Below are 24,968 nucleotides of genomic sequence, written 5' to 3' on the forward strand. Positions count from 1 at the left end.
CGTGCACCGGCCACTGAAAGCGATTTATCCGGGTACTTCTGCTTTGTGCCTCTGATAACGCTTCCGGGGGTCTACCCCCCACAGGACGACACGGCGCTGCTCGCCGAAGTGCTGGAGCACGAGCCGCTGGTGCCGGGCGCGCGGGTGCTGGACATCGGTACCGGCACCGGCGCGCTGGCGCTCGCGGCGGCCCGGCGCGGCGGCGAGGTCACCGCCGTCGACATCTCCTGGCGCGCGGTCCTCGCGGCCCGGCTCAACGCCCGGCTGGCGCGGCTGCCGGTACGCGTACTGCGCGGCAGCCTCTTCGGTCCCGTGGCCGGGCGGCGCTTCGACCTGATCCTGACGAACCCGCCCTACGTCCCGGCACCCGAGGCGGTGCTGCCCCGGCGCGGCAGCGCGCGGGCCTGGGACGCCGGGCACGACGGGCGGCTGGTGCTGGACCGGATCTGCCGGGAAGCGCCGCGGCTGCTGGCGCCCGGCGGCGCCCTGCTGCTCGTGCACTCGGCGCTCAGCGGTACCGGGCCCACGCTGCGGCTGCTGCGGGAGGCGGGGCTGGACGCCGTGGTGGTGGAGCACCGCTATGTGCCCTTCGGACCGGTCCTGCGGTCGCGGCAGGGCTGGCTGCACGGCCAGGGCCTGGTGGCACCCGACGAGGAGAAGGAAGAGCTGGTGGTCATCCGTGCCGAGCGCAGCGTCTGAAAAAGAAGCGTCTGAAAAAGAAGTGTCCGAACCGGCCGGGCCCCGTGCCGTACGCCGCATCACCCTCCAGAAGGACGGGCCGCTGCTGATCGAGGGCCCGGTCGAGGTGCGGCTGGAGGACGGCACGGTCGTCTCCTCCGACCGCTTCTGCGTGGCCCTGTGCAGGTGCCGGCGCAGCAAGCGTTACCCCTGGTGCGACACCAGCCACCGGCGCCGCGCGCGACGCTGACGCGCGCGCGGGCGCCGGTGGCCGGCGATAAAGCGGTGCGTCAGCGGCGCAGCGGCGGCCGGTTCCAGTGCCGGTGCGCGCCCACCGCCTCGATGAAGGCCTGGGCGAACTGCTCGCTCGCGGGGCCGACCGGGTGGTGCGTGACGACGCCCTCGTCGGAGACGGTGTGTTCGTGTTCGTCGGCGGTCCGCAGCCGGGCCGGCTCCAGCAGTTTCAGCACGTCGATGCCGGTGCCCAGCGCGGCGATCGCCTTGCCGTGCCGGTAGGAGTCCCGTACGAACTTCAGCACCGCCGGGTCCTGGGCCGTGCGGGGCACGGACGAGGGGTCACCGGGCAGCACGACCGCGTCGTAGAGGACCGAGGCGACGGTGGGCAGCGCCCGGTCGACGGGGTGGGTGACGCCGTCGGAGCCGGTGAACTCGCCGTCGTGCGGCGCGAGGACCTCGACGTTTGCGCCCTGCGCCGAGAGCGCGGAGCGGATCGTGTCGACCTGGTCGGCGTCCACGCCGTCCGAGACGAGGACGGCGATCTGGCGGGTGGCGATCGAGCCGTCGCCCTTGAGACTTTCGAAGCTCAGCGCGGGGGAGGGCGTCACGTCGGGGGTCTCCTGGCGCTCCGGCGGGGCCACGCCGATGCCCTCGGCGACCGAGACGGCCAGGGTGTGGTCGACCCGCGCGAGCTGCTCGACGACCCGCTGGCGGATCTCCTTCGCGTTCACCTTGCCCAGCTCGAAGCGGTACGCCTCGACGATGTGCTGCTTCTCCCACTCGGTCATGGACTGCCAGAACATCGCGGCCTGGCTGTAGTGGTTCTGGAAGCTGTCGCTGCGCTTGCGGATCTTGTGCCCGGAGACCGCCTCGGTCAGGTGCCGGAAGGCCGTCTCGTCGGCACCGGCCACCGCGGGACAGCCGCCGGCCAGGGAGTTCTTGGTGTAGCTCGTGGTGCCGCGGTGGATCTTGCTCTGGTGGAAGCCGTCGCGCTGGTTGGTGCGCACCGGCGCCACGGGCAGGTTGACCGGGATCTGCGCGAAGTTCGGCCCGCCCAGCCGGAGCAGCTGGGTGTCCAGGTAGGAGAAGTTACGGGCCTGGAGCAGCGGGTCGTTGGTGAAGTCGATACCGGGGACGACGTTGGCCGTGTGGAAGGCGACCTGCTCGGTCTCGGCGAAGAAATTGTCGGGGTTGCGGTTGAGCACCATCCGCCCGATCGGCCGGACCGGCACCTGCTCCTCGGGAATGATCTTCGTGGCGTCGAGCAGGTCGAAGTCGAAGTTGTGCTCGTCCTCCTCCGGCACCAGCTGCACGCCCAGTTCGTACTCCGGGTAGTCGCCGGCCTCGATGCAGTCCCACAGGTCGCGGCGGTTGAAGTCGGGGTCGCGGCCCTGTGCCTCCTGCGCCTCGTCCCACACCAGCGAGTGCACGCCGAGCTTGGGCTTCCAGTGGAACTTCACGAACGTGCCCTTGCCCTGGGCGTTCACGAAGCGGAAGGTGTGCACGCCGAAGCCCTGCATCATGCGATAGCTGCGCGGGATCGCGCGGTCCGACATCAGCCACATGATCGTGTGCAGCGTCTCGGGCTGCAGCGAGACGAAGTCCCACAGCGTGTCGTGGGCCGAAGCGCCGGTGGGCATCTCGTTGTGCGGCTCCATCTTCACCGCGTGCACGAAGTCGGGGAACTTGATGCCGTCCTGGATGAAGAAGACCGGGAAGTTGTTGCCGACCAGGTCGTAGTTGCCCTCGGAGGTGTAGAACTTCGTCGCGAACCCGCGCACGTCCCGCACCGTGTCGGCCGAGCCGCGCGGCCCCTGGACGGTGGAGAAGCGGACGAACACCGGCGTCTTGACGTCCGGGTCCTGCAGGAACGCGGCCCGGGTGAACTCCGCGCAGGACCGGTACGGCTGGAAGTAGCCGTACGCGCCCGAGCCGCGCGCGTGCACCACGCGCTCCGGGATCCGCTCGTGGTCGAAGCGCGTGATCTTCTCGCGGAAGTGGAAGTCCTCCATCAGCGTGGGCCCGCGTTCGCCCGCCTGGAGGGAGTCATCGGTGTGGTCGACCGGCACGCCCTGGTCGGTGGTCAGTGGCCCGTCACTCGAGTCGTGCGCGTAGTACCGCTCCCGTTGCTCCTGCTTCTTGTCCGCCATCTCCGAAGGCTCCTTCCCGCTCCGCGCCGCGCTGGAGTCGCCGACGAGGGCGCCTGGGGGCATGTGTCTCGGCTCGCCAGGTAACCGTTATCCGAGGCGGAGAAACCTCGGCTGGCCCAGAAGGGCGAGCCGCGAAATCCCTGTGATTCCGGGGCCGTGGCGGCCTTGGAGAGGCCCGTCGGACCGGCGAGGTGCAGCGACGGCGAACTGCATGAATAGTGGCAAAGAGGGCACCCCGAAGAGTGATGGAACCACCTCATCAGCCACCGCGGCGACGACGCCCCACAAGAGCGGAATACCACGGCCTGCGAAGCCCTCCTTCGAGGCCCCGTACCTGGTGATCGCCCCATTCCGAGGAGGAAGCGCCATGCGACTCTCGCTCCTGCAACCGCTCATCGAACGACCGGGACCCTGGGCGTCCGTCTACGCCGATGTCTCGCACGGCACGGAGGACGCGGCCAAGCAGCAGGAGCTGTCGGCGCAGAACGCGGCCGACCAGCTGTCCGGCCAGGGCGCCGACGCCGCCACCTGCCGCGCCGTGCACGACGCCCTGAGCACACTCCGCAGGCCGGGCGAATCGCTGGCCCACGCGGGCCGCGCCGTCTTCGCCACCGGCGGCGAGGTCGTCCTGGACACCCCGCTCGCCGGGCCGCCCACGATGCGGGGCGCGACCTGGTCACCGGTGCCCCGGCTGGCCCCCCTGCTGGACGCGCTGGGCGAGAACCCCGTCTGCCTCGTGGTGTACGTGGACCGGACCGGTGCCGACTTCGAGCTGCGCAGCGACACGGTGCACGACAGCGCGGGCCAGGTCAGCGGAGCCGATTACCCGGTGCACCGGACGACCTCCAGCGACTGGTCCGAGCGGCACTTCCAGCTCAAGGTCGAGAACACCTGGGAGCAGAACGCCGGGGAGATCGCCGAGGCCGCGGGCCAGGCGTTCGAGCACGCCGGCGCCGACCTCCTCCTGCTGGTCGGCGACGCGCGCGAACGCCGCGCGGTGCGCGACCGGCTCCCCGATCAGCTGCGCGGCGTCGCGTACGAGAGCGACCACGGCGGCCGGGCCTCCGGCGCCGACAGCACCCGGCTGGACCGGGACATCGCCCAGGTACGCGCCGGGCTCGAACAGGACCACGTCATGGACGCCGTGCAGCGCTTCCAGGCCGGTTCGGGCCGCAGCGACGGCGAGTCCTCCGTGACCTCCGGCGTGCCCTCCCTGGTCGAGGCGGCCCGCGAGCACCGCATCGACACGCTGCTCATCAGCCCCGACGGCGGCGACGCGGGCCGCGAGGTCTGGGTCGGCCCCGGCCCCGACCAGCTGGCCGTGCGCGGCACGGAGATGCAGTACCTCGGTGAGGTGAACCCCGCGCCGGCCCGCGCCGACGACGCCCTGCTGCGGTCCGCCGTGGCCAACGGCGCGCAGGCCGTACTGCTGCACCACAGCGACCCGGTGCCCCCGGGCGGCCTCGGCGCGGTGCTGCGCTGGTCCACGCCCGTGACCCACTGAGAGCCCGTATCCGCCCGGACGGACCGCCGGCCGGGCGTTAGGCACGGACTCCGGCGGGCACCCGTGAGGCGCCGGCGGGTCGGCGGGCAGGCGTTCTGCCCCCGCCCCCGTCCAGGCGTCGGCCGCCCGCACCACGCACCCCTCCCTGGAGGACCCGTGACCACGCCGCAGCCGCCGGGACGCCCCGGCACCCCGCACCCCGACCCGGTGCCGCCGACGCCGGGCCCCGGCCCGGGATCGCCCGGTCCCGAACCGGGGCCGGGGCCCGGTCCTGTACCCGCGCCAGGGCCCGACCCGGTGCCGCCCGCGCCGAGCCCGGGACCCGAGCCGGATCCGGTACCGCCCAATCCGGCACCCCCGACGCCGGGCCCGGCGCCCGGCCCCGCGCCCGACCCCGTACCGCCGCCGCACACCCCCGAGGAGTCCGGCCCGGCCGGCTGACCGGCCGGCCTCCGGCACCGTCCGAGGAGACCGCCGATGAGCGAGACCGTCGTCGTCACCGGAGCGAGCGCGGGCGTCGGCCGCGCCGTCGTCCGGGAATTCGCCCGCCGGGGCGCGAACATCGGGCTGGTGGCCCGCGGGCAGGCCGGGCTCGACGCGGCCGCCGGTGAGGTCGCGGCGGCCGGCGGCCGGGCCCTGGCACTGCCCACCGACGTCGCCGACCCGGCCCAGGTCGAGGCCGCCGCCGACGCGGTCGAGGCGGAGTTCGGGCCCATCGACGTCTGGGTCAACTGCGCGTTCGCCGGGGTCTTCGCGCCCTTCACCGAGGTGCGCCCGGCGGAGTTCAAACGGGTGACGGAGGTGACGTACCTCGGCTTCGTGCACGGTACGCAGGCGGCGCTGGCCCGGATGGTGCCGCGCGACGCGGGCACGATCGTGCAGGCCGGCTCCGCGCTGGGCGAGCGGTCCATCCCGCTGCAGTCCGCCTACTGCGGTGCCAAGCACGCGATCCTGGGGTTCACCTCCTCGGTGCGCACGGAACTGATGCACGACAAGAGCAACGTACGGATCACCGTCGTCCAGCTGCCGGCCCTCAACACCCCGCAGTTCTCCTGGGTGCTCTCCCGGCTGCCGCGGCGGCCGCAGCCGGTACCGCCCATCTACCAGCCGGAGGTGGCCGCGCGCGGCATCGTGTACGCCGCCGACCACCCTCGGCGCAAGCAGTACTGCGTGGGCGGCTCGACCACGGCGACGGTGCTCGCCAACCGGCTCGTCCCCGGGCTGCTGGACCGCTATCTGGCGCGAACGGGCTTCGACTCGCAGCAGACCGATCAGGATGCCGAGCCGCCGGCGCCGGACAACCTCTGGAAGCCGGTCGACGGCATGGACGGCCGGGACCACGGGGCCCACGGCTCCTTCGACGACGCGTCGCACGGGCGCTCCTGCCAGCTGTGGGCCACCGAGCACGCCCGCGCCCTGGTCGCGGCGGCGGCCGTCGGGGCGCTGGCCGCCGCCGGCATCGCGCGGCGGCCTTGGACCTGAGGAGCTTGTGATGACGGAATACGGCTATTTCCTCTCCTGCGAGGAGCACGACCCGCGCGCACTGGTGGAACAGGCACGCATGGCGGAACAGGCCGGATTCACTTCCCTGTGGATCTCCGACCATTTCCATCCGTGGAATGACGAACAAGGGCAGGCGCCCTTCGTCTGGTCGGTGATCGGGGCGCTCGCCGAGGCCACGTCGCTGCCCGTCGAGACCGCCGTGACCTGCCCGACCAAGCGGCTGCACCCGGTGATCACCGCACAGGCGGCGGCCACCAGCGCGGTACTCCTGAACGGCCGTTTCCGGCTCGGCGTGGGCAGCGGCGAAGCGCTCAACGAGCAAGTTGTGGGCGGCGAATGGCCGCAGACCTCGGTCCGGCTGGAAATGCTGGAAGAAGCGATACAGGTGATGCGCTCGCTCTTCGAGGGAAAGGAAGTGAGCCACCACGGAAAGCACTACACCGTGCAGAACGCGCGGCTGTACACCGTTCCCGAGGAGCCGGTGCAGATCGATGTCTCCGGCTTCGGGCCGACCGCCACGGAACTGGCCGCGCGGATCGGCGACGGATTCATCACCATCGCGCCGGAAGCGGACGCGATCGAGCGGTTCCGGCGGGGCGGCGGCGGAGGCAAGCCGGTGCACGGCGGCCTGAAGGTCTGTTACGGAACCGATCGCGAGGAAGCCGTGCGCACCGCGCACCGGCTGTGGGCGACGGAACAACTGCCGGGCGAACTGGGACAGGTACTGCCGACCCCGCGCCATTTCGAGCAGGCGACGACCCTCGTCACGCGCGATCAGGTGGCGTCCGCCGTGACCTGCGGCGACGACGTGGAAGCACATGTCGCGGCGGTGCAGGAGTACACCGACGCCGGATTCGACACCGTCTACGTGAACCAGATCGGCCAGGACCAGCGCGGTTTCTTCGACTTCTATCGCACAAAGGTATTGCCTCAGCTGAAGGACTGAACACACCGGCCGCCGGGAAGAAAACCCGCGGGGCGAATACGCAGCGAATGCCGTGCGGCGGCGGGCCCTGCGGTGGCGGAGCATCGGCCCGCCGCCCTACCGTGGAATTTCCCCGAGCCCGAGTGACCGGATATCCGGACGGCACATCAATGCTGCGGACCACGTGACGGGCACATGAATTCCCCGCCGGTGCGGCGCGCCGGCCCGGCCGTTCAGGAGAAGCGATGTCCAGTCCTCCCCGGAGCCCCTGGTGCAGTCAGTCGGGCGGCGGTGCCGTGGTGCTCCGCCCGCCGGAGTTCGACTGCGCCCGCGTCACCCAGGCCCGCGAGGAGATGCTCATCCTCCTCAACCGGGGCGCCGCGAGCCTGCTGGTCGACCTCGGGGCCTGCTCCACGGTGTGCGCCTGCTGCGGGGTGCCCGCGCTGGTCCGGGTCTTCCGGCGGGCCCGGGCGCTGGGCACGGCCTTCCACGTCATCGCGCCGCGGAGCGCGCAGGCCCGCAGGCCGCTGGACGACGCGCAGCGGGTGAGCCGGGAGCCGTTCCCCCTGGTGACCGCGAGCGAGGCCTAGGGGGCTGCCGGCGGAAAGTGCCGGGCGCCGGAACGGGAAAGCGCCGGGTGCCGGAACGAGAGCCGGGGCGCGCACGACATCGTGCGCGCCCCGGCTCGCTGCTATGCGCCCAAGGGTGGATCAGTACGGCTTCGCCCGCTCCCGGAACGCCTTCGCCGGCCGGGCCGAGCCCGACTTCGGGTAGGAGACGCGGTCCGGATCGCCGTCCGAGGTGTACCGCGCGACCGCCCCGTCGCGCAGCTCGTCCAGCCAGTGCGCGGAGCCGAATTGGGCGTCCTGGCCGTGCGCGCCCGCCGAGCGGATGCGCGGTATGCCGACCGGGTCGAAGGCGGTGGCGTACGGCGAGGGGGCCGGGCCCGCGCCGACGAGATACGCACCGTCGTACGCGTACCGCACCCCGTCCGCCGCGCCCTTGATGTCCAGCCCTGCCGGGTTGGGCTGGACGCCGAACGGCAGCGCCAGCGAGGTCACCTTCGCGTCCGGCACGCTCTTGGTGACGACCTGCTGGCCGCCGGCTATCTGCTGCTGCGCCTCGCCCGCGGAGATGTCGCGGAGGTTGGCGTGGTCCCGGGTGTGGTTGCCGACCTCGAAGCCGTGCCCGTGCAGCCAGCGCAGCGCCTTCTTCGTACCCGTCGCGGGGAACGCGCCGCCGTTCACGAAGAGGGTGGCGGCGGGGGTGAACCCCGGATGCCGCCGCGCCACGTCGCGCAGGATGCCCACCGCGCAGTCCGCGACGGGCCGGCCGTCGTCCCCGAGCGCGAACTGGCTGTCGGTGGAGTCGTCGAAGGTGAGCACGACCGGGTGGCGCCCGGCCGGTATGTCGATCTTCCCCGTGCTGTACGCGCCCGCGGTCACCGGCACATAGCCCTCCTTGGCCAGCCGCTCCAGCTCGGCGCGGAAGTCCGCGGGCCTGCGGTCGTACACGCCTTTCGGCTCGTCCACGATCTGGTGGTACATCAGGACCGGCACCGCACCGAGCTCGTTGGCGTGCACCGAGGCCGGGGACTTGGACCGTGACGGGTGTTCGGGCCGGGCCGAGGGGGAATCCTGCCGACCACTGATGGTTTTCGGAGCCGAGGGTTCCGGCGGTGGCGCGCCGCCGCGGGACTCGGCGCAGGAGACGGCCGACGCGGCCAGCGCCAGCAGGGACAGGACGACGAGGCCGGGCCGGCGGAGAGGGACCGGACGCGAGCGACGGAGATGCACGAGACCTCCCGGAAAGGGCGTGCCAATGCGGCTCAACTGGAAGACACTTTTCTTGAATCCTTCGGATTCCTCTGCTTCCTCTGCTTCCACTGACTCCTCCCGTACTCGTTCCCCGCGCAGAGCGCTCGTCATTCTTCTGGCCGGTGTCCTGGCCATGGCCCTGGTCGTCGGAGGCGTGCTCCTCGTACGGCAGTACCGCGCGCCCGCCTTCCGGCTGGCCGGACTGCCGGCGGGCGGCGTGGTGAACGCCGCGGCGCTGCACAAGGGCGGGGTGGCGGTGACCGCGCCGGCGGGGGAGCGGCTGCGCGGCGCCGAGGTCACCGTGGACGGCAGGCGAATACCGGTGCGGGGCGCCGGACGGCAGCTGACGGTGGGTCTGGACGGCCTCCGCGACGGCACGCACGAGCTGAAGGTGGCCACTGAGGGCTCGATGCTCGGCGGCGGCTCCGAGCTCACCCGCGAACTGACCGTCGACACCACGCCGCCGCGCCTCGCGGTGGCCGACCCCGAGGGCCGCAGCCTGCGCGGCCCGGTCACGGTCAAGGGCCGCGCGCAGGGCGCCACCGCCGTGACGGTCGCGGGCAGGAAGGCGGACCTTGGCAAGGACGGCCGCTTCGCCGTCACGCTCCCGCGGCCGCCCGCGAAGGCCACCGCCGTCGCCACCGACGCGGCCGGGAACACCGCCCGGGAGGACGCGGTGGTGACAGTACGACGGCCGATGCTGCGCGCGGTGCACGTCAGCGGCCAGGGGTGGGCCTCGGACCAGCTGCGCGAGCCGGTGCTGAAGCTGCTCAAGGAGGGCAAGCTGAACGCCGTCCAGCTCGACATCAAGGACGAGCTGGGCGAGATCGGCTACGACTCACAGGTGCCGCTCGCGAAGAAGACCGGCGCGGCCAAGGGCTACTACGACGCGAAGAAGGCCATCAAGGAGATCCACGCGGCCGGCGGCGCGGTCGTCGGCCGCATCGTCGCCTTCCGCGACCCGATCCTGGCCTCCGCCTCCTGGAAGGACGGCCACCGCGACCGCGTCGTCCGCACTCCCGACGGCGGCCCGTACGGCGCGGGCTCCAAGTACGGCTCCCTCTCCTTCACCAACTTCGCGAACCGCGACGTCCGCCAGTACCACCTCGACCTCGCCGCCGAGGCCGCGAAGCTCGGCTTCGACGACATCCTCTACGACTACATCCGCCGCCCGGACGGCAAGCTCAGCGGCATGTCCTTCCCCGGCCTCGGGAAGACCACGCCGGAGGACTCGATCGCGGACCTGGTCGCGCGGACCCGTGCGGTGGCCCGCGAACACGGCGCCTTCCTCGGCGTCTCCGTCTTCGGCATCGCGGTCACCCGCCCGAAGGAGATCGCCCAGGACATCGGCAAGCTCGCGAAGCAGTGCGACTACATCGCGCCGATGATCTACCCCTCGCACTGGGCCGCCGGCGAGTACGGCGTCTCCGACCCGAACTCCCACCCGTACCCCATCACCAAGAAGTCCCTCGCCGACTTCGTGAAGAAGACCCGCCACACCGACGCCCAGATCGTCCCCTGGATCCAGGACTTCTCCCTCGGCGTCTCCTACGGCGACGCCGAAGTGGCCGCCCAGATCCGCGCCGCGGCGGACGACGGCATCCACTCCTTCCTCCTGTGGAACCCGGGCGTGCGCTACCACGGGGGAGCGTTGACGCCGATGAAGTGACCGGTCGGCCCGGGCCCCCGCACACGTATGCGGGTGGTCCGGGCCCGCTGTTAGGCTGCCGATCGTGTCCCGTGGGGGAAGTCCGGTGAGAGTCCGGCGCTGACCCGCAACGGTGTGCGCGAGTGTGCGGTACGGGCCTGTCGTAGGGGTCCGGGCGGAGTGCTCGCGTGAGTCCGATGACCCGCGGGGTGGCACATCTCCCGACTGCTCGCCGCGGACTGCGAGAGGGATGACGCACGGACGCCCGCCCGGCGCCGGGTGCGCCGCCCCCTGTGCGTACGGACGCGGCCCGAGGCGAAGGACGCCCGCCCGTGCCCGCCATGACCACCGCCCCGGCACCCGCCGCGGCCGGACCGCCCGAGGCCACCCGCCTGCCGGTCCCCGCCTCCGCCGCCGTGCTCGCCCTGCTCCTGCTCGTTTCCCTCGTGTGCGGGGTCGGGCTGGGCGCGGCCGGGGTGCCGTGGGGCGAGACGCTGCACTTCCTGGGGGCCGGGCTGACCGGCGGGACGATACGGGCCGACGAGGCCGGCGCGTACGCCATCGTCTGGGAGATACGGCTGCCGCGCGCCGTCCTCGCGGCCGTGGTCGGCGCCGGACTCGCCTCGGTCGGCGTGGCCGTGCAGGCCATGGTGCGCAACGCCCTCGCCGACCCCTTCGTGCTGGGCGTCTCCTCCGGCGCCGCGGTCGGCGCCAACGCGGTACTGCTGCTCGGCGCGTTCGCCGCGCTGGGCGTGTGGGCACTGTCGGTGTCCGCGTTCGTCTCGGCGCTCGCGGCGATGGCGCTCGTCTACGCCGCGGCGCGCACCGCGTACGGGCTGACGCCGCTGCGCCTGGTGCTGGCCGGAACCGCCCTCTCCTACGGCTTCTCCGCCGTCACCACGCTCATGGTCTTCCGGGCCGAGCGCGGCGAGGCGGCCAGGTCCGCGATGATGTGGCTGCTCGGCAGCCTGGGCGGGGCGACCTGGGGCTCGGTGCCGCTCGCCGCGGTCACCGTGCTGGCAGGGGTGCTGTACCTCGGCGCGCGGGCGGGGCGTCTGAACGCGCTGGCGATGGGGGACGAGACCGCCGCGGCGCTCGGCGTGCGTCCGGGCCGGCTGCGGACCGAACTGTTCGTCGTCACCGCCGCCGTCACCGCCTCGGTCGTCGCCGTCTCGGGCGCGATCGGCTTCGTCGGGCTGATGGTGCCGCACGTCGTACGGATGCTCGTCGGCGCCGACCACCGCCGGGTGCTGCTCCTCGCGCCGCTCGCCGGTGCCGTGCTGCTGGTCTGGGCGGACGTCGTCTCGCGACTGCTGCTCGCGCCCGCGGAGCTCCCGGTCGGCGTGATCACCGCCGTGCTCGGCGTGCCGTGCTTCCTGCTGCTGATGCGGCGCGGCGGCTACGCGTTCGGAGGCGGTCGCTGATGCGCCTAGACGTGGACGGGCTGACGGTCGAGCTGGCAGGAGCTCGGATCGTCGAGGACATGACGTTGCGGGCCGACAGCGGGCAGGTCGTGGGGGTGGTCGGGCCGAACGGCAGCGGCAAGTCCACGCTGCTGCGGTGCGTGTACCGGGCCCTGCGGCCCGCGGTGGGCACGGTACGGCTGGACGGCGACGACCTGCACGCGATGGACGCGCGCGCTGCCGCCCGCCGACTGGCCGCGCTGCCCCAGGAGTCCGCCGCCGAATTCGACTTCACCGCCGCCGAGGTGGTGGCGATGGGCCGGCTGCCGCACCAGCGCGGCGGCACCCTCTTCACCGGCCGCGCCTCCGCCGCCGACGCCGCCCTCTGCGCCGAGGCGCTGGGCCGGGTCGGCGCGGCCCACCTCGCCGGACGCGGCTTCCGCGCGCTCTCCGGCGGCGAGAAGCAGCGCGTCCTGATCGCCCGCGCCCTCGCCCAGCAGCCCCGCGTCCTCGTCCTCGACGAGCCGACCAACCACCTGGACATCGCCCACCAGTTGGAGGTGCTGTCCCTGGTGCGCCGCAGCGGCCTCACGGTGCTCGCCGCGCTGCACGACCTGAACCTCGCCGCGAGCCACTGCGACGTGCTGTACGTGCTCGACGGCGGCCGCGTCGTCGCCTCGGGCCCGCCGCACGACGTACTGCAACCCCGCCTGCTGGCCGAGGTGTTCGGCGTACGGGCGCACCGCGTCACGCACCCGGTGACCGGCGCCGTCCAGCTGCTCTTCGACCTGACCGATCAGGAGATCGCATGTCCGTGATTCGCCCCCGCACCGCGGCCGCCCTCTGTCTCGCGCTCGCCCTCACCGGATGCGGCGCGCGCGTCGCGGACCCGGCCGCCGACGGCAAGGCCGCCGGGCAGCCGGCCGTGACCATCGAGAACTGCGGCAAGAAGCTGACCTTCGACAAGGTGCCCGAACGCGTGGTCACCAACGACGTCGGCATCACCGAGATCATGTTCGCGCTGGGCCTGGAGGACCGGATGGCGGGGTTCGTCATGCCGGACGACAAGGGCGACCTGCACGACGTGCCCTGGAAGGACGGCTACAAGAAGACGAAGTGGCTGTCGAAGCACCAGATCACCAAGGAGCTGGCCGTCGACGCGCGCGCCGACCTGGTCTTCGCGGGCTGGAACTACGGCTTCGGCGAGGGCGGCCTCACCCCGGCCGCCCTGCACGAGCTCGGCATCGACTCGTACCTCCTCACCGAGTCCTGCCACAACGGACGCGGCTCGGCACGTGGCGTCATGCCGCCGCTGGAGGCGCTGTACACCGACCTCACCCAGCTGGGAAAGCTCTTCGGCGTCGAGGACCGGGCGCGGAAGCTGATCGCGGACTTCAAGGACCGGGTCGCCGAGGTGCGGCGAAAGGCGCCCAAGGGCGCGGACCGGCCGAACGTGTTCCTGTACGACAGCGGCCAGGACAAGCCGTTCACGGCGGGGCGGTACGCGGCGCCCGACGACATCATCGCCAAGGCGGGCGGCCGCAGCATCACCCACGACCTCGCGGACTCCTGGACGACGGTGGGCTGGGAGACCGTCGTCGAGCGCGACCCCGACGTCATCGTGATCTGCGACTACGGCGACACCACGGCCGCGCGCAAGAAGGACTTCCTGCTCCACTACAAACCGCTGGCGGGAGTGTCGGCGATCAAGCACAAGAAGATCGTCACGCTGGACTACGCGGACCTGGTCGAAAGCCCCCGCAACCCCGCAGCCATCGAACGCCTGGGCGCATACTTGCGCCCGTAGGGGCGCGGGGCGTGTCGATGTGCGGCTCCGCCGCGTGGGCGCGCCCAGCCACGACGGCGGGTGCGTGAGGCAACAACCGTCACGCACCCGGACCGTCGATCAGCCGTCCGCCTCGGCGGACACCGGCTTGGGGATCAGGAACGACGTCCCGATCGCCGCAGCGATGATGACCATGCCCGCGATCATCCCCGCGGTGTAGTCCGACGGCGACGACGGGTCGGCCGGAACAGCCGCGGTCTTCACCGCGTACAGCACCGCGAAGCTCAGCCCCGCGCCCAGGTTGAACGCGCCCGCGTTCAGACCCGGCAGGAAGCCCGGGTTCTCGCGCGGGGACAGTACGATGCCGAGCCCGTTGAGGACGATGTTCGCCACGCCCGCGTACGTGATGCCGACCAGCAGCGACATCACCAGCAGCAGCGGCCGCGAGTGGCTGCCGAGGGTGAGGATCATCAGGACGACGGTCACGACCGAGCCGATCAGGCCGAACCGCAGGACGCGGCCGTACCCGAACGTCGCGGCGAGCCGCCCGGCGACCGGGCCCATGGCGAGCCCGGCGAGCGCGTACGGCGTCAGCGTCCACCAGGCCGACGCCTCGGCCGACATGCCCAGGCCCGCGTGCGCGTCCTGCGCGAACGCCGGGATCAGCCCGTTCATGACGGCGAAGACGCCGGTCATGGTGAGGACCGTGGTCAGCAGCAGGGCCCAGGTCGAGCGCTGCTTGAGGTGGTGGGTGGCGACCAGCGGGTGGCCGCTGCGGCCCTCCGTGCGCCAGAACAGCGCGAAGGCGAGCGCGGCGATCACGACGAGCACGCCGATCAGCGGCCAGTTCGCGGCGGCCAGCTTGCCCGCCTCGTTGAACGCGGTCAGCAGCGCGCCGACCGAGACGACGAGCAGGACCACGCCGGGCCAGTCCATCCGGCTCTTCACGGGCGCGGTGGACTCCCGGGTCAGGGTGGCGACCAGGACCGCGGCGAGCGCCGCGACCACGGCCATCGCCCAGAAGACGGCGCCGAAGCCGTAGTGGTCGGCGAGGTAGCCGCCCGCGAGCGAGTCCACGCCCGCGATGCCGCCGTTGACCGCGGTGATCACACCGAGCAGGGTGCCGTACTTCTTCGGCTCGGTGACCTCGACCCGCAGCATGATCAGGCACAGCGGTACGGTCGGGCCGCTCACGCCCTGGAGGACCCGGCCGGCGAAGAGCACCGGCACGCTCGTCGCGAGCGCCGCGACGATGCAGCCGATGACCATCAGGGCCATCATCCCGGCCAGCACCTTGCGGCGGCCGATGACGTCGCCGAGCCGCGGCAGGAAGAGCGAGAAGAGGGCCGCCGAGGTGAAGAACGCGGTCTGGGTGAGGCCGATCTCCGCCGAGGTGGCGTGGAGGCTGTCCTCGATGCTCTTCAGCGCGGGGCTCAGCATGCTCGCGTTGAGCTGGAAGGCGAAGCACGCCACCAGCAGCGCGGTGACCAGGACCCCGACCCGTATGCCGGGTCTCTCCGTCAGGCCGCCCGGGGGCTGCCCCGTCGTGGTGGATGCGCTCATGCCAGTACGTCTCCGGGCTTCTGCGGGTTCTCGCCGATCAGCTCGGGGTCGCCGATCCGCTCCAGCGCGTCGACGACGAGGTCCCAGAAGCGGCCGTGGTCCAGCTGCACCGCGACCTGGGTGCGGCAGTCGGCCGGCGCGGGCGCGCGGAAGTCCGTCACGGTCATGCCCTTGGTCAGGGTGCCGGTCAGCTCGATGTCCACCGGGGCGCGGCGCACCGTCATCACGTCCGGGTCGATCACGTACGCGACGGCGCACGGGTCGTGCACCGGCGGCGACTCGAAGCCCTGGTGGTCGCGGTAGGTGGTGCCGAAGAACTCCAGCAGCTCCTCGACGAACTTGGCGGGCTTGGTGCCCAGCGCGGCGATCCGCTCGGCCACCTCGGGCGTCGCGAGCGCCTGGTGGGTGAGGTCCAGGCCGACCATGGTGACCTGCCAGCCCGCGTTGAAGACGATGTGCGCGGCCTCGGGGTCGATGACGATGTTGAACTCGGCGACCGCGCTCCAGTTGCCCTCGTGGTAGCCGCCGCCCATCAGGACGACCTCGCGGACCCGCTCGACGATGCGCGGCTCCTTGCGCGCGGCCAGCGCGATGTTGGTCAGGCCCGCGGTCGGGACGATGGTGATCTCGCCCGGCTCGTGGGACATCACGGTGTCGATGATCAGGTCGACGGCGTGCCGCTCGTCCAGGACGCACGTCGGGTCCGGCAGCACGGGGCCGTCCAGACCGGTCTCGCCGTGGATGTCACCGGCGGTCTCGATGTTCCGTACGAGGGGACGCGGGCAGCCGGCGGCGAAGGGCACGTCGGTGATGCCCGCGATCCGCGCCACGGAGAGCGCGTTGCGGGTGACCTTCTCCAGCGTCTGGTTGCCGACCACGGTCGTCACGGCGACGAGCTCGATGTCGGGGTTGCCGTGGGCCAGGAGCATGGCGATCGCGTCGTCGTGCCCCGGGTCGCAGTCGAGGATGATCTTTCTGGCCAACGGTCGAGCCCCTTTGCCCTGTTGAACGGTGGTGCGGTGACGCCTTCGGGAGAGCGATGGGAAATCGTTCTCCGAAAGGCCGCGAAGAGTTCACCCGCATACCGGGGTACTTGTCAATGATTCATCCCACAGAGTCCGGCGGCTGCCCGGTGATAACGTTTGCCCGCCGTTGCCGCAGCGTACGCCGCTGCAGGGGCGCAGCCGAGCCGAGCGAAGGGCGCGACCGTGGCCGAAGTCACCTTGAAGGACGTCGCCCGTGCCTCGGGCTGCTCCGTCGCCACCGTCTCCCGCGTGCTCGCCGGCACCCGCCCGGTCGGCGCCGAGACCGCCCGTACGGTACGGGAGGCGGCCACCCGGCTGGGGTACCGCCCCAACCACGTCGCCCGCGCGCTGCGCCGCCGCGCCACCGGCACCGTCGGCCTGGTCCTGCCGCAGATCACCAACCCCTTCTTCCCCGCGCTCGTGCGCGAGCTGGAGCACGCGTTGCACGCCGCGGGGCGGGCCGTGCTGCTCGCGGATTGCGACGACGACCCGGCGACCGAGGCGGCCCGGATCGCGGAGTTCCTGGACCGGCAGGTGGACGCGCTGGTGCTGATACCGGTCGACGCGCGGCTCAGCCGGGAGGCGGTCGCGGACGCCGCGCGGCGGGTGCCGGTGGTGCTGCTGGACCGTGCCTGCGGACCGGGCGTCGCCGACTCGGTCGCGGTGGACAACGCGGCCGGCATGGCACTCGTACTGGATCACCTGGCGGCGGCGGGCCGCCGCCGGCCGTGGTTCGTGGGCGCGGCCGGCACGACCTCGACGGCGGCCGAGCGGCGCGCCGCGTACGAGGCGGGCGCGGCGGCCCTGGATCCGCAGGCCCCCGGCCGGGTCGAGCTGGGCGACTTCTCCGTGGCGTGGGGGCGGGCCGCGGTCGACCGCATCTGGCCGTCCCGCCCGGACGCGATCGTCTGCGCCAACGACCTCATCGCGGTCGGCGCGCTCCAGCGGCTGCGCCAGCTGGGCGCCGACGTGCCCGCCGAGGTCGCCGTCACCGGCTTCGACGACGTGCCCTTCGCGGGCCTGGCCGACCCGGCGCTGACCACGGTCCGCCAGCCGGTCACCGAACTGGCGGCGGAGGCCGCCAGGTTGCTCGCCGAGCGGTCGGGCGACCGAGTACTGGGCGGGGGAGCGGGCCCGGCCGCGAGCCCGAGCCGTACGGTGCGGCTCACGCCGGAACTGCTCGTACGGGCCTCCGGCTGACCGCACGCGGGACGCGCGGAAGCGGTGTCCCGCGCGCCGACGTGCCCGCGCGCCGACGGGGAAGCGGAAGCGGGCACTCCCGCGCGTCGTTCAAGGGCGGGTTCGGCATACCGGCCGGATAATGTGCATATGACGGACGACATGCTGGATCCCGTGACATTGGCCGTACGGCCCGTGGTGTGCCCGGTGTGGTGCCGGCGCGTGCACACGGCCGCCGAGGCCGGTGGCCACGACGGGATCATGCATCTGGCGGAACCGGTCGGCTGGAATCTCTCGGCGCAGCCGGAGCGGGGCTTCCCGCAGTTCCACTTCCGCATCATGTGTGAAGAAGGTGCGTCCGGGCGGACGTCGCCGGTGGTCGAGGTGGGCGTGATCGAGGCCGAGGGCCGGCTGCCGTACTCCTGCGACGCGCGGACCGCCGGCGAGCTGGACCGGATCGTCGGCGAGCTGGAGCGGGTCCTGGAGACGCTGCGGGGCTGGCGCGCGGCGCTGCCCGGCGGGGTCTCGGTGACCTGAGCGGCATACACGGACGCCCCTGCACGCGTGAGGTTGCGCCGCGCAGGCGGGTTTCAAGGAATCTGCACATCGCCCGCGCACCGGCGGCACAGTGTGTGCCCTTCCGTACGCGGCCGCGCGCGGGCGTCCGGGGCTTGGCGCGGGTATGTCCGGATGGGTCCGGCGTGCGGACGCGGCCGCCGGAGCGCGGGCAATCGTTCTTGTGAAGGAGTCGTCACCAAGGCGTGCACAAAACTGCACGTGATCGTCCGGTGCCGGTGAAATGTGCCGACCGGCCGCCGCAAGCGAGTTGGCCCGGCTACCAGTTGGCGTGCTTGGATCATTTCGGCGCGGGAGTTGTGCGAATGCCTCCCCGGTTTCCATTCGGTAAATGACCGATATGGCCGCCGGGTTATGTTCTGCCGCCGACTTCCGTGTTATTCGAGTATGACCCACAGTAATTGAAGGGAAGCGCACACCATGGACTTCACCCCCCAGGTCGAGACCGCTGAGATCGCCGACGCCGAGCTGGACAACATCGCCGGTGGCCTCGGCGTCGTCGGTCCGGTCGCCAACCAGGTCGTCGGCACCGTCGACGGCGTGACCGGCGGCACCGTCGGCAACGTGCTCGGCACCGTCACCGGCACCGTTCAGGGCGCCACCGGCGTCAACGTGAACGGCGTCGTCGCGGGCCTCTGAGTCCTGCCACTGCCGTCGGCTTCACTGCCGCAGGTGTGACTCGACCTATCGGTACATGTCCGTACCCATAGGTTTGCCGTGAGCCCCGGAGCATTTGTTCCGGGGCTCACGGATGCCACCGGCCGCCGCCTTCGCCCGTCAAGTGCGGGCTTTTCCGCCTGTGTTACGGTCATGCCTTGGTATGCCCGAACAGCGGGTATTTTCATGGATCATTGGTGCGCCATGTCGCGCGTGTCCCATTGGGTCGCCTTTTTGCCCGCGCTGCCCTTTGGTGTATGCGTCGGCGCCGAATGAGACAAAAGCAGTCGAGGGAAAAGTTCCGTGCAGTTCCGGCAAAAGGCGCTGGCCAAGCTCCAGTCGCCTGAAGAGCTCGACCTGCCCGTGCGCTACGCCCGGCCGCAGGGCGGCCTCGTCCTCGCCGTCACCGTCGTCGTGATGGCCGTCGCCTGTTTCTGGGCGCTCACCGGGTCCGTGTCCTCCAAGCTGACCTCGCCCGGCATCCTCACCCACCCCCAGGGCAGCTACGTCCTGCAGAGCCCGGTCGCCGGCCAGGTCACCCAGGTCTTCGCCAGGGAGGGCCAGCAGCTCAAGGCCGGAGCGCCGGTCATGAAGGTACGCACCGCACAGGGCGACCGCGCCGTCCGCGCGGTGGCGCCGGGCCGCGTCACCAGCCTGGTCGGCAAGATCGGCTCGGTGGTCACCGTCGGCGCCGACGTCGCGAGCGTCGAGCGCGTCAGCAGCGCGCACGAACCGCTGGTGGCGATGGTGTACGTACCCAGCCGCAGCGCCGCCACCGTCCCCGTCGGCGCCGCCGTCGACCTCACCGTCCAGTCCGTGCCCACGCAGCAGTACGGAGTGCTGCGCGGCAAGGTCAAGGCCGTCGGCCGGGCGCCGCAGAGCAGCCGCCAGATCGCCGGCTTCCTCGGCGACCGCGAGCTCGGCGAGCAGTTCACCGCGGACGGCCAGCCGATCGCGGTCCTCGTCGAGCTGGAGCGCACCAAGGACACCAAGTCCGGCTACAAGTGGTCCACCGCCGACGGCCCGCCGAACGCGATCGGCTCCATGACGCCCGTCACCGGTGCGGTCCACCTCACCGCGCAGCGTCCGATCGATTGGCTCCTCCCGTGACCGCGCAGCCCGAAGCCCCGGCACCGCCGCCGCTGCCGCCCGGCGGCCGCGGCCGGCACCGCCCGAACACCAAGCCCGACCGGCGCCGCTCCAACCGGAGCGGGACCGGACCCGCCAAGGGCGCCGGCAAGACGATCCGTACGCCCACCGTCCTCCAGATGGAGGCCGTGGAGTGCGGCGCCGCGTCGCTCGCCATGGTCCTCGGCCACTACGGCCGGCACGTGCCGCTGGAGGAGCTGCGCATCGCCTGCGGCGTCTCCCGCGACGGCTCCCGCGCCTCCAACCTCCTCAAGGCGGCCCGCGCCTACGGCCTGAAGGCCAAGGGCATGCAGATGGAGCCGGCCGCGCTCGCCGAGGTCCGCGCCCCGGCCATCCTCTTCTGGGAGTTCAACCACTACGTCGTCTTCGACGGCATGGGCCGCCGCTTCGGCCGCAAGGGCGCGTTCATCAACGACCCCGACCGGGGCCGCCGCTTCGTGCCCGCCGAGGACTTCGACACCAGCTTCACCGGCGTCGTGCTGACCTTCGAGCCCGGCGAGGAGTTCCGCAAGGGCGGCCGCAAGCCCGGCGTCCTCGGCGCCCTGCCGCCCCGGCTGCGCGGCACCTCCGGCACCATGCTCGCCGCCGTCCTCGCCAGCTTCCTGCTGGTCGTGGTCGGCGCGACGGTGCCCGCGCTGAGCCGTACGTACATCGACATGTTCCTGATCGGCGACCAGACGTCGCTGCTCGGCGTGCTCTTCGCGTCGATGGGCACCACCCTCGTGCTCACCGCGGCGCTCACCGCCCTGCAACAGGCGAACCTGCTGCGCGGCCGGATCATCTCCTCCACCCTGAGCAGCGCCCGCTTCCTGCGCCATCTGCTCCGGCTGCCGGTCACCTTCTTCGCCCAGCGCAACCCCGCCGACCTCGTCCAGCGGCTGCAGTCCAACGACACCGTCGCCGAGACCCTGGCCCGCGACCTCGCGGCGGCCGGCGTGGACGCGGTCGTCGTCATCCTCTACGCGTTCCTGCTGTGGTCGTACGATCCGCAGCTCACCCTCATCGGCGTGGCCGTCGCGCTGCTCAACGTCGCCGCGATGCGCATCGTCGTACGGCTGCGCGCCACGGGCACCCAGAAGCTGCGCGCCGACACCGCCCGGCTGACCAACACCTCGTACAGCGGCCTGCAGCTCATCGAGACGATGAAGGCCACCGGCGGAGAGAACGGCTACTTCCGCCGCTGGGCCGGACAGCACGCGACCACCCTGGACGGTCAGCAGCGGCTCGGCGTGCCCAGCGCCTGGCTCGCCGTCGTCGCGCCCACCCTCGCCGCCCTCAACAGCGCCGCCATCCTGCTCATCGGCGGGCTGCGCGCGGTCGAAGGCCATATGTCGGTAGGTCTCCTTGTCGCCTTCCAGGCGCTGGTCACCAACTTCACGGCGCCCATCACCCGGCTCAACGGCATGGCGGCCCGCATCCAGGACTTCGCCGCCGACGTCGCCCGGCTGAAGGACGTCGAGTCCTTCCCCGTCGACTCCCTCTACACCCGCCCCGAGCCCGTCGCGAGCACGCGCCGCCTCAAGGGCCATGTGGAGCTGACGAACATCACCTTCGGCTACAGCCCACTGGACAAGCCGCTGCTCAGCGCCTTCTCGCTGACCGTCGGGCCCGGGCAGCAGGTCGCCCTCGTCGGCGGCTCCGGCAGCGGCAAGTCCACCGTCTCCCGGCTGATCTCCGGCCTGTACAGCCCGTGGGAGGGCACCATCCACATCGACGGGCAGCGGCTGGAGGACATCTCCCGCGGCGCGCTCGCCTCCTCGGTCTCCTTCGTCGACCAGGACGTCTTCCTCTTCGAAGGCACCGTCCGCGACAACGTCGCGCTGTGGGACCCCTCGATCCCCGACGAGGCCGTCATCGAGGCGCTCAAGAACGCCGCCGCGTACGACATGGTGGCCCGCCGCCCCGGCGGCATCCACAGTCGCGTCGAGCAGGACGGCCGGAACTTCTCCGGCGGCCAGCGGCAGCGCCTGGAGATCGCCCGGGCCCTGGTCCGGCGCCCCTCCATCCTCGTACTGGACGAGGTCACCAGCGCGCTCGACGCGGAGACCGAACAGATCATCATGGACAACCTGCGGCGCCTGGGCTGCGCCTGCGTCGTCATCGCACACCGCCTCAGCACGGTGCGCGACAGCGACGAGATCGTGGTCCTGGACCACGGCACGGTCGTCGAGCGCGGGCGGCACGAGGACCTGGTCGCCGCCCAGGGCGCGTACGCAGAGCTGGTCAAGGAGTCCTGAGGTGACAACCCCGCACCCCGCGGCCACCGGGACGGCCGCCGACGACACCGTCCTCGGCGCCCTCGGTGGGCTCGGCACCGAAGTCGACTGCACGGGCCTGCGCAGCCTGCCGCTCGAAGGGCCGCACGTGCTGTGGCTGGTCACCGGCGGGGCCATGGACCTCTTCGCGGTCGACGCGGCGCAGCAGGGCCACTGGTACTTCCTCGGCCGCCTGGCCCCCGGCACCCTCCTGCTCGGCCCCGTCGAGGGGCCGCAGCACACCCTCGTCGCCCGGCCGCTGCAGGGCTGCGCGGTCCGCCGTATCCAGCTGCGCGAGCTGTTCCGGCCCGAGCACGGGGGCTACGCGGAGTACGACGCGTACGGCCGGTACGTCGGCCAGTCCTGGGACACGGGGGAATTCGGGTACGACGGCGCGCTCAGCCCGCTGGAGGACGCCTTCGCGCGCGGTGTCGGCCGCAGCCAGCGCGTGCTCTTCGAAGCGCCGCTGGACGGCGAGTACGAGGCGGGCGAGAGCGACGGGACCGACGGCGCGGCCGACGAGAACATCCTCTGGATGCCGGTCGACCCCGGCAGCCTCCAGTACGGCGCGCACTACAGCGCCGAGGCGGCCGCCGATCTGCTCATCGACGGCACGATGTGGCAGCGCATGGTCGACCAGCAGTACCGGCTGCTGTCCGCGCTGGACCGCTGGATCGAGCGGCTGGAGCGCGCCCACGAGGACCGCACGGCGGCCGGCATCAAGGCCGGCGAGGCCGCCCGCTCCCAGGCCGACCAGACCCTGCTGTCCTCCATCGGCTCCTCGGGCCGCGGCGGCGGGCACGCCGGAGCCACCGACGACGCCACCCTCGCCGTCTGCCGCAAGGTCGCCGACGCCGCCAGGATCACCCTGACCTCGCCCAAGGAGGGCGGCACGGCGGACGACCGGCTCAGCCCCGTCGAGCGGATCGCCGTCAGCTCCCGCATCCGCACCCGCGTCGTCAAGCTCGACGGCCGGTGGTGGCGCGAGAACAGCGGCCCGCTCGTCGGCCACCGGAGCGAGACCGGCGAGCCCGTGGCGCTGCTGTGGCGCCGGGGCCGGTACGACGCGGTCGCGGCCGACGGCACCCGCACCCGGCTCGACCAGGAGCAGGCGGCGGCGCTGGAACCGCGCGCCGTCATGCTCTACCCGCCGCTGCCCGACCGCCCGATGGGCCCGCTGCGGCTGATCCGCTTCAGCATGCGCGGCACCCGCCTGGACCTGCGGAACCTTGCCATTGGCGGGCTGGTCGCCGTGGTACTCGGCGCGCTCGTCCCGATCGCCACCGGCAAGGTGCTGGGCGATTACGTCCCCAACGCCGAGCGCGGCCTCATCGTCCAGACGGCCGTCGCGCTGATCGTCACCAGCCTGGTCTCCGCCGTCTTCATGCTGCTGGAGAACACCTCCATCCTGCGCGTCGAAGGACGCATCGAATCCACCCTCCAGCCGGCCGTCTGGGACCGGCTGCTGCGGCTGCCCACCAAGTTCTTCAGCGGGCGGTCCACCGGCGAGCTGGCCAGCGCCGCGATGGGCATCAGCGGCATCCGCCGCATCCTGTCCGGCATCGGCTCGGTCGCCGTGCAGGCCGGCACGGTCGGCACGATGAACCTCGTCCTGCTGCTGGTCTACAGCCCGAAGCTGGCCGTCGTCGCGATCGCCATGCTGCTCTCCATCGCCGCGGTCTTCCTGCTCCTGGGCCTGTGGCAGCTGCGCTCCCAGCGCGAACTGATCGAGCTGACCAACAAGCTCAACAACCAGGCGTTCCAGACCCTGCGCGGGCTGCCGAAGCTGCGCGTCGCCGCCGCCGAGAGCTTCGCGTACGGGGCGTGGGCCGGGGAGTTCGCGCGCAGCCGGGAGCTGCAGCAGAAGGTCGGCCGGATCAAGAACCTCACCACCGTGCTCAACGCGGTCTACCTGCCGCTGTGCACCCTCGTGATGTTCATGCTGCTCGCGGGCCCGGCCCGCGGCGCGCTGTCGGCCGGCGCGTTCCTCACCTTCAACACCGCCGTCACGATGATGCTGTCCTCGGTGACCCAGCTGACCGGCGCGTGCCTCCAGGCGTTCGCCGTGCTGCCGATGTTCGAGCAGATCAAGCCGGTCCTCGACGAGCGGCCCGAAGTACGCGGCGGCTCGACCCAGCCCGGCACCCTCAGTGGCGGCATCGAGGCCCGCGGCCTGTCCTTCCGCTACTCCGACGACGGGCCGCTGGTCCTGGACGACGTGTCCTTCGAGGTGCGGCCCGGCGAGTTCGTCGCCGTCGTCGGCGCGAGCGGCTGCGGCAAGTCCACCCTGCTGCGCCTGCTCATCGGCTTCGACCGCCCGGTCTCGGGCAGCGTCCTCTACGACGGCCAGGACCTGGCGGCCCTGGACCAGGCCGCCGTGCGCCGCCAGTGCGGCGTGGTGCTGCAGAACGCCCAGCCCTTCAACGGCTCCATCCTCGACTGCATCTGCGGCGCCGAGATGTTCACGCAGGAGGAGGCGTGGGCGGCGGCCGGGATGGCGGGCCTGGCCGAGGACATCAAGCGGATGCCGATGGGCATGCACACGATGCTCTCCGACGGCGGCGGCTCGATCTCCGGCGGTCAGCGGCAGCGCCTGATGATCGCCCAGGCGCTGATCCGGCGGCCGCGCATCCTCTTCTTCGACGAGGCCACCAGCGCGCTGGACAACGAGACCCAGCGGGTGGTCACCGAGTCCACCCGCACGCTCAACGCCACCCGCGTCGTCATCGCCCACCGGCTCTCCACGATCATGGACGCCGACCGGGTGATCGTCATGTCCGAGGGCCGGGTCGCCCAGCAGGGCACCCCCGCCGACCTGCTCGCCGACACCGGCGGCCTCTTCCACGAGCTGGTCCGCCGCCAGATCAGCTGAACCGCGGGCGCGCGGCGGGACCGGAGTGCGAGACGTCATAC

General features: G+C 72.2%; 20 protein-coding genes. 16 read left to right on the plus strand and 4 right to left on the minus strand.

The annotated features are described in order from the left end of the window. Positions 1-45 precede the first annotated feature (45 nt). Together ACZ4MH_RS24090 and ACZ4MH_RS24095 are read left to right on the plus strand one after the other, a co-directional pair. A complete protein-coding gene (locus ACZ4MH_RS24090) occupies positions 46-699 on the plus strand; it encodes a HemK2/MTQ2 family protein methyltransferase (RefSeq protein WP_351596963.1) in 654 nt (217 codons plus the stop codon). Positions 700-721: 22 nt separating this feature from the next. Then, a complete protein-coding gene (locus ACZ4MH_RS24095) occupies positions 722-928 on the plus strand; it encodes a CDGSH iron-sulfur domain-containing protein (RefSeq protein ID WP_351596961.1) in 207 nt (68 codons plus the stop codon). Between the two features lie 40 nt (positions 929-968). Here the strand turns inward: ACZ4MH_RS24095 and ACZ4MH_RS24100 are convergent, their stop codons facing one another. Next, complete coding sequence (locus ACZ4MH_RS24100; RefSeq protein WP_351596958.1) at positions 969-3,065, minus strand: catalase; 2,097 nt, start codon at positions 3,063-3,065, stop codon at positions 969-971. 367 nt (positions 3,066-3,432) lie between these two features. Between ACZ4MH_RS24100 and ACZ4MH_RS24105 the strand changes: the two genes are divergently transcribed. The 4 genes from ACZ4MH_RS24105 to ACZ4MH_RS24120 all read left to right on the plus strand — a co-directional run bounded on the left by ACZ4MH_RS24105 (position 3,433) and on the right by ACZ4MH_RS24120 (position 7,587). After that, positions 3,433-4,569 (plus strand): baeRF2 domain-containing protein, encoded by a 1,137-nt coding sequence (locus ACZ4MH_RS24105; RefSeq protein WP_351596955.1) that lies wholly within the window; start codon positions 3,433-3,435, stop codon positions 4,567-4,569. A 477-nt stretch (positions 4,570-5,046) separates the two neighbouring features. Next, a complete protein-coding gene (locus ACZ4MH_RS24110; RefSeq protein WP_351596952.1) occupies positions 5,047-6,051 on the plus strand; it encodes an SDR family oxidoreductase in 1,005 nt (334 codons plus the stop codon). Between the two features lie 10 nt (positions 6,052-6,061). Then, complete coding sequence (locus ACZ4MH_RS24115; protein WP_351596949.1) at positions 6,062-7,018, plus strand: TIGR03557 family F420-dependent LLM class oxidoreductase; 957 nt, start codon at positions 6,062-6,064, stop codon at positions 7,016-7,018. A gap of 224 nt (positions 7,019-7,242) precedes the next feature. Beyond that, positions 7,243-7,587: an STAS domain-containing protein gene (locus ACZ4MH_RS24120; RefSeq protein WP_351596946.1), complete on the plus strand. Its 345-nt coding sequence runs from the start codon at positions 7,243-7,245 to the stop codon at positions 7,585-7,587. 120 nt (positions 7,588-7,707) lie between these two features. Here ACZ4MH_RS24120 and ACZ4MH_RS24125 read toward each other — a convergent pair whose 3' ends face one another. Continuing rightward, positions 7,708-8,793, minus strand: a complete 1,086-nt coding sequence (locus ACZ4MH_RS24125; protein WP_351596944.1) for a polysaccharide deacetylase family protein — start codon at positions 8,791-8,793, stop codon at positions 7,708-7,710. A gap of 154 nt (positions 8,794-8,947) precedes the next feature. Between ACZ4MH_RS24125 and ACZ4MH_RS24130 the strand changes: the two genes are divergently transcribed. From ACZ4MH_RS24130 to ACZ4MH_RS24145, 4 genes are all read left to right on the plus strand, one after another. Then, positions 8,948-10,483: a putative glycoside hydrolase gene (locus ACZ4MH_RS24130; RefSeq protein WP_351596942.1), complete on the plus strand. Its 1,536-nt coding sequence runs from the start codon at positions 8,948-8,950 to the stop codon at positions 10,481-10,483. A 320-nt stretch (positions 10,484-10,803) separates the two neighbouring features. Beyond that, positions 10,804-11,886: a FecCD family ABC transporter permease gene (locus ACZ4MH_RS24135; protein ID WP_351596998.1), complete on the plus strand. Its 1,083-nt coding sequence runs from the start codon at positions 10,804-10,806 to the stop codon at positions 11,884-11,886. Continuing rightward, the gene (locus tag ACZ4MH_RS24140; protein ID WP_351596940.1) at positions 11,886-12,683 is read left to right on the plus strand and encodes an ABC transporter ATP-binding protein; all 798 of its coding nucleotides are present in this window, start codon (positions 11,886-11,888) and stop codon (positions 12,681-12,683) included. Before ACZ4MH_RS24135 ends, ACZ4MH_RS24140 begins: the two co-directional genes overlap by 1 nt. Beyond that, entirely contained in the window at positions 12,674-13,672 is a 999-nt protein-coding gene (locus tag ACZ4MH_RS24145; RefSeq protein ID WP_351596937.1) for an ABC transporter substrate-binding protein, read from the plus strand. The genes ACZ4MH_RS24140 and ACZ4MH_RS24145 overlap by 10 nt, the downstream gene beginning before the upstream one ends. A gap of 99 nt (positions 13,673-13,771) precedes the next feature. Here ACZ4MH_RS24145 and uriT read toward each other — a convergent pair whose 3' ends face one another. Both uriT and uriH read right to left on the minus strand, forming a co-directional pair. Next, positions 13,772-15,214 (minus strand): uridine transporter UriT, encoded by a 1,443-nt coding sequence (gene uriT / locus ACZ4MH_RS24150; RefSeq protein ID WP_351596934.1) that lies wholly within the window; start codon positions 15,212-15,214, stop codon positions 13,772-13,774. After that, positions 15,211-16,197, minus strand: coding sequence for a uridine-preferring nucleoside hydrolase UriH (uriH, locus tag ACZ4MH_RS24155; protein ID WP_351596931.1), 987 nt, complete (start codon positions 16,195-16,197; stop codon positions 15,211-15,213). The genes uriT and uriH overlap by 4 nt, the downstream gene beginning before the upstream one ends. Before the next feature lie 225 nt (positions 16,198-16,422). Here uriH and ACZ4MH_RS24160 point away from each other — a divergent pair, with 225 nt between their 5' ends. The 6 genes from ACZ4MH_RS24160 (at position 16,423) to ACZ4MH_RS24185 (ending at position 24,927) form a co-directional block, all read left to right on the plus strand. Next, positions 16,423-17,439, plus strand: coding sequence for a LacI family DNA-binding transcriptional regulator (locus ACZ4MH_RS24160; protein ID WP_467754675.1), 1,017 nt, complete (start codon positions 16,423-16,425; stop codon positions 17,437-17,439). Between the two features lie 129 nt (positions 17,440-17,568). Beyond that, positions 17,569-17,955: a DUF6907 domain-containing protein gene (locus tag ACZ4MH_RS24165; RefSeq protein ID WP_351600534.1), complete on the plus strand. Its 387-nt coding sequence runs from the start codon at positions 17,569-17,571 to the stop codon at positions 17,953-17,955. 459 nt (positions 17,956-18,414) lie between these two features. Beyond that, positions 18,415-18,633, plus strand: coding sequence for a type A2 lantipeptide (locus tag ACZ4MH_RS24170; RefSeq protein ID WP_351600532.1), 219 nt, complete (start codon positions 18,415-18,417; stop codon positions 18,631-18,633). Between the two features lie 321 nt (positions 18,634-18,954). After that, the gene (locus ACZ4MH_RS24175; RefSeq protein WP_351600530.1) at positions 18,955-19,761 is read left to right on the plus strand and encodes an HlyD family efflux transporter periplasmic adaptor subunit; all 807 of its coding nucleotides are present in this window, start codon (positions 18,955-18,957) and stop codon (positions 19,759-19,761) included. Then, positions 19,758-22,037, plus strand: coding sequence for an NHLP family bacteriocin export ABC transporter peptidase/permease/ATPase subunit (locus ACZ4MH_RS24180; RefSeq protein ID WP_351600528.1), 2,280 nt, complete (start codon positions 19,758-19,760; stop codon positions 22,035-22,037). The genes ACZ4MH_RS24175 and ACZ4MH_RS24180 overlap by 4 nt, the downstream gene beginning before the upstream one ends. 1 nt (position 22,038) lies before the next feature. Further along, positions 22,039-24,927 carry an NHLP bacteriocin export ABC transporter permease/ATPase subunit gene (locus ACZ4MH_RS24185; RefSeq protein WP_351600526.1) on the plus strand — a complete coding sequence of 963 codons (2,889 nt, stop codon included), beginning with the start codon at positions 22,039-22,041 and terminating at the stop codon, positions 24,925-24,927. The last annotated feature ends 41 nt before the right edge of the window (positions 24,928-24,968 follow it).

This window comes from Streptomyces sp. NPDC026301 (assembly GCF_055567935.1).

Excerpts from the sequence above, each read along its gene's own strand:
- ACZ4MH_RS24100 (WP_351596958.1), bottom strand. The coding sequence starts at position 3,065 with ATGGCGGACAAGAAGCAGGAGCAACGGGAGCGGTACTACGCGCACGAC.
- ACZ4MH_RS24105 (WP_351596955.1), top strand. The coding sequence starts at position 3,433 with ATGCGACTCTCGCTCCTGCAACCGCTCATCGAACGACCGGGACCCTGG.
- ACZ4MH_RS24110 (WP_351596952.1), top strand. The coding sequence starts at position 5,047 with ATGAGCGAGACCGTCGTCGTCACCGGAGCGAGCGCGGGCGTCGGCCGC.
- ACZ4MH_RS24115 (WP_351596949.1), top strand. The coding sequence starts at position 6,062 with ATGACGGAATACGGCTATTTCCTCTCCTGCGAGGAGCACGACCCGCGC.
- ACZ4MH_RS24120 (WP_351596946.1), top strand. The coding sequence starts at position 7,243 with ATGTCCAGTCCTCCCCGGAGCCCCTGGTGCAGTCAGTCGGGCGGCGGT.
- ACZ4MH_RS24130 (WP_351596942.1), top strand. The coding sequence starts at position 8,948 with ATGGCCCTGGTCGTCGGAGGCGTGCTCCTCGTACGGCAGTACCGCGCG.
- ACZ4MH_RS24135 (WP_351596998.1), top strand. The coding sequence starts at position 10,804 with ATGACCACCGCCCCGGCACCCGCCGCGGCCGGACCGCCCGAGGCCACC.
- ACZ4MH_RS24140 (WP_351596940.1), top strand. The coding sequence starts at position 11,886 with ATGCGCCTAGACGTGGACGGGCTGACGGTCGAGCTGGCAGGAGCTCGG.
- ACZ4MH_RS24145 (WP_351596937.1), top strand. The coding sequence starts at position 12,674 with ATGTCCGTGATTCGCCCCCGCACCGCGGCCGCCCTCTGTCTCGCGCTC.
- uriT (WP_351596934.1), bottom strand. The coding sequence starts at position 15,214 with ATGAGCGCATCCACCACGACGGGGCAGCCCCCGGGCGGCCTGACGGAG.
- ACZ4MH_RS24165 (WP_351600534.1), top strand. The coding sequence starts at position 17,569 with ATGACGGACGACATGCTGGATCCCGTGACATTGGCCGTACGGCCCGTG.
- ACZ4MH_RS24170 (WP_351600532.1), top strand. The coding sequence starts at position 18,415 with ATGGACTTCACCCCCCAGGTCGAGACCGCTGAGATCGCCGACGCCGAG.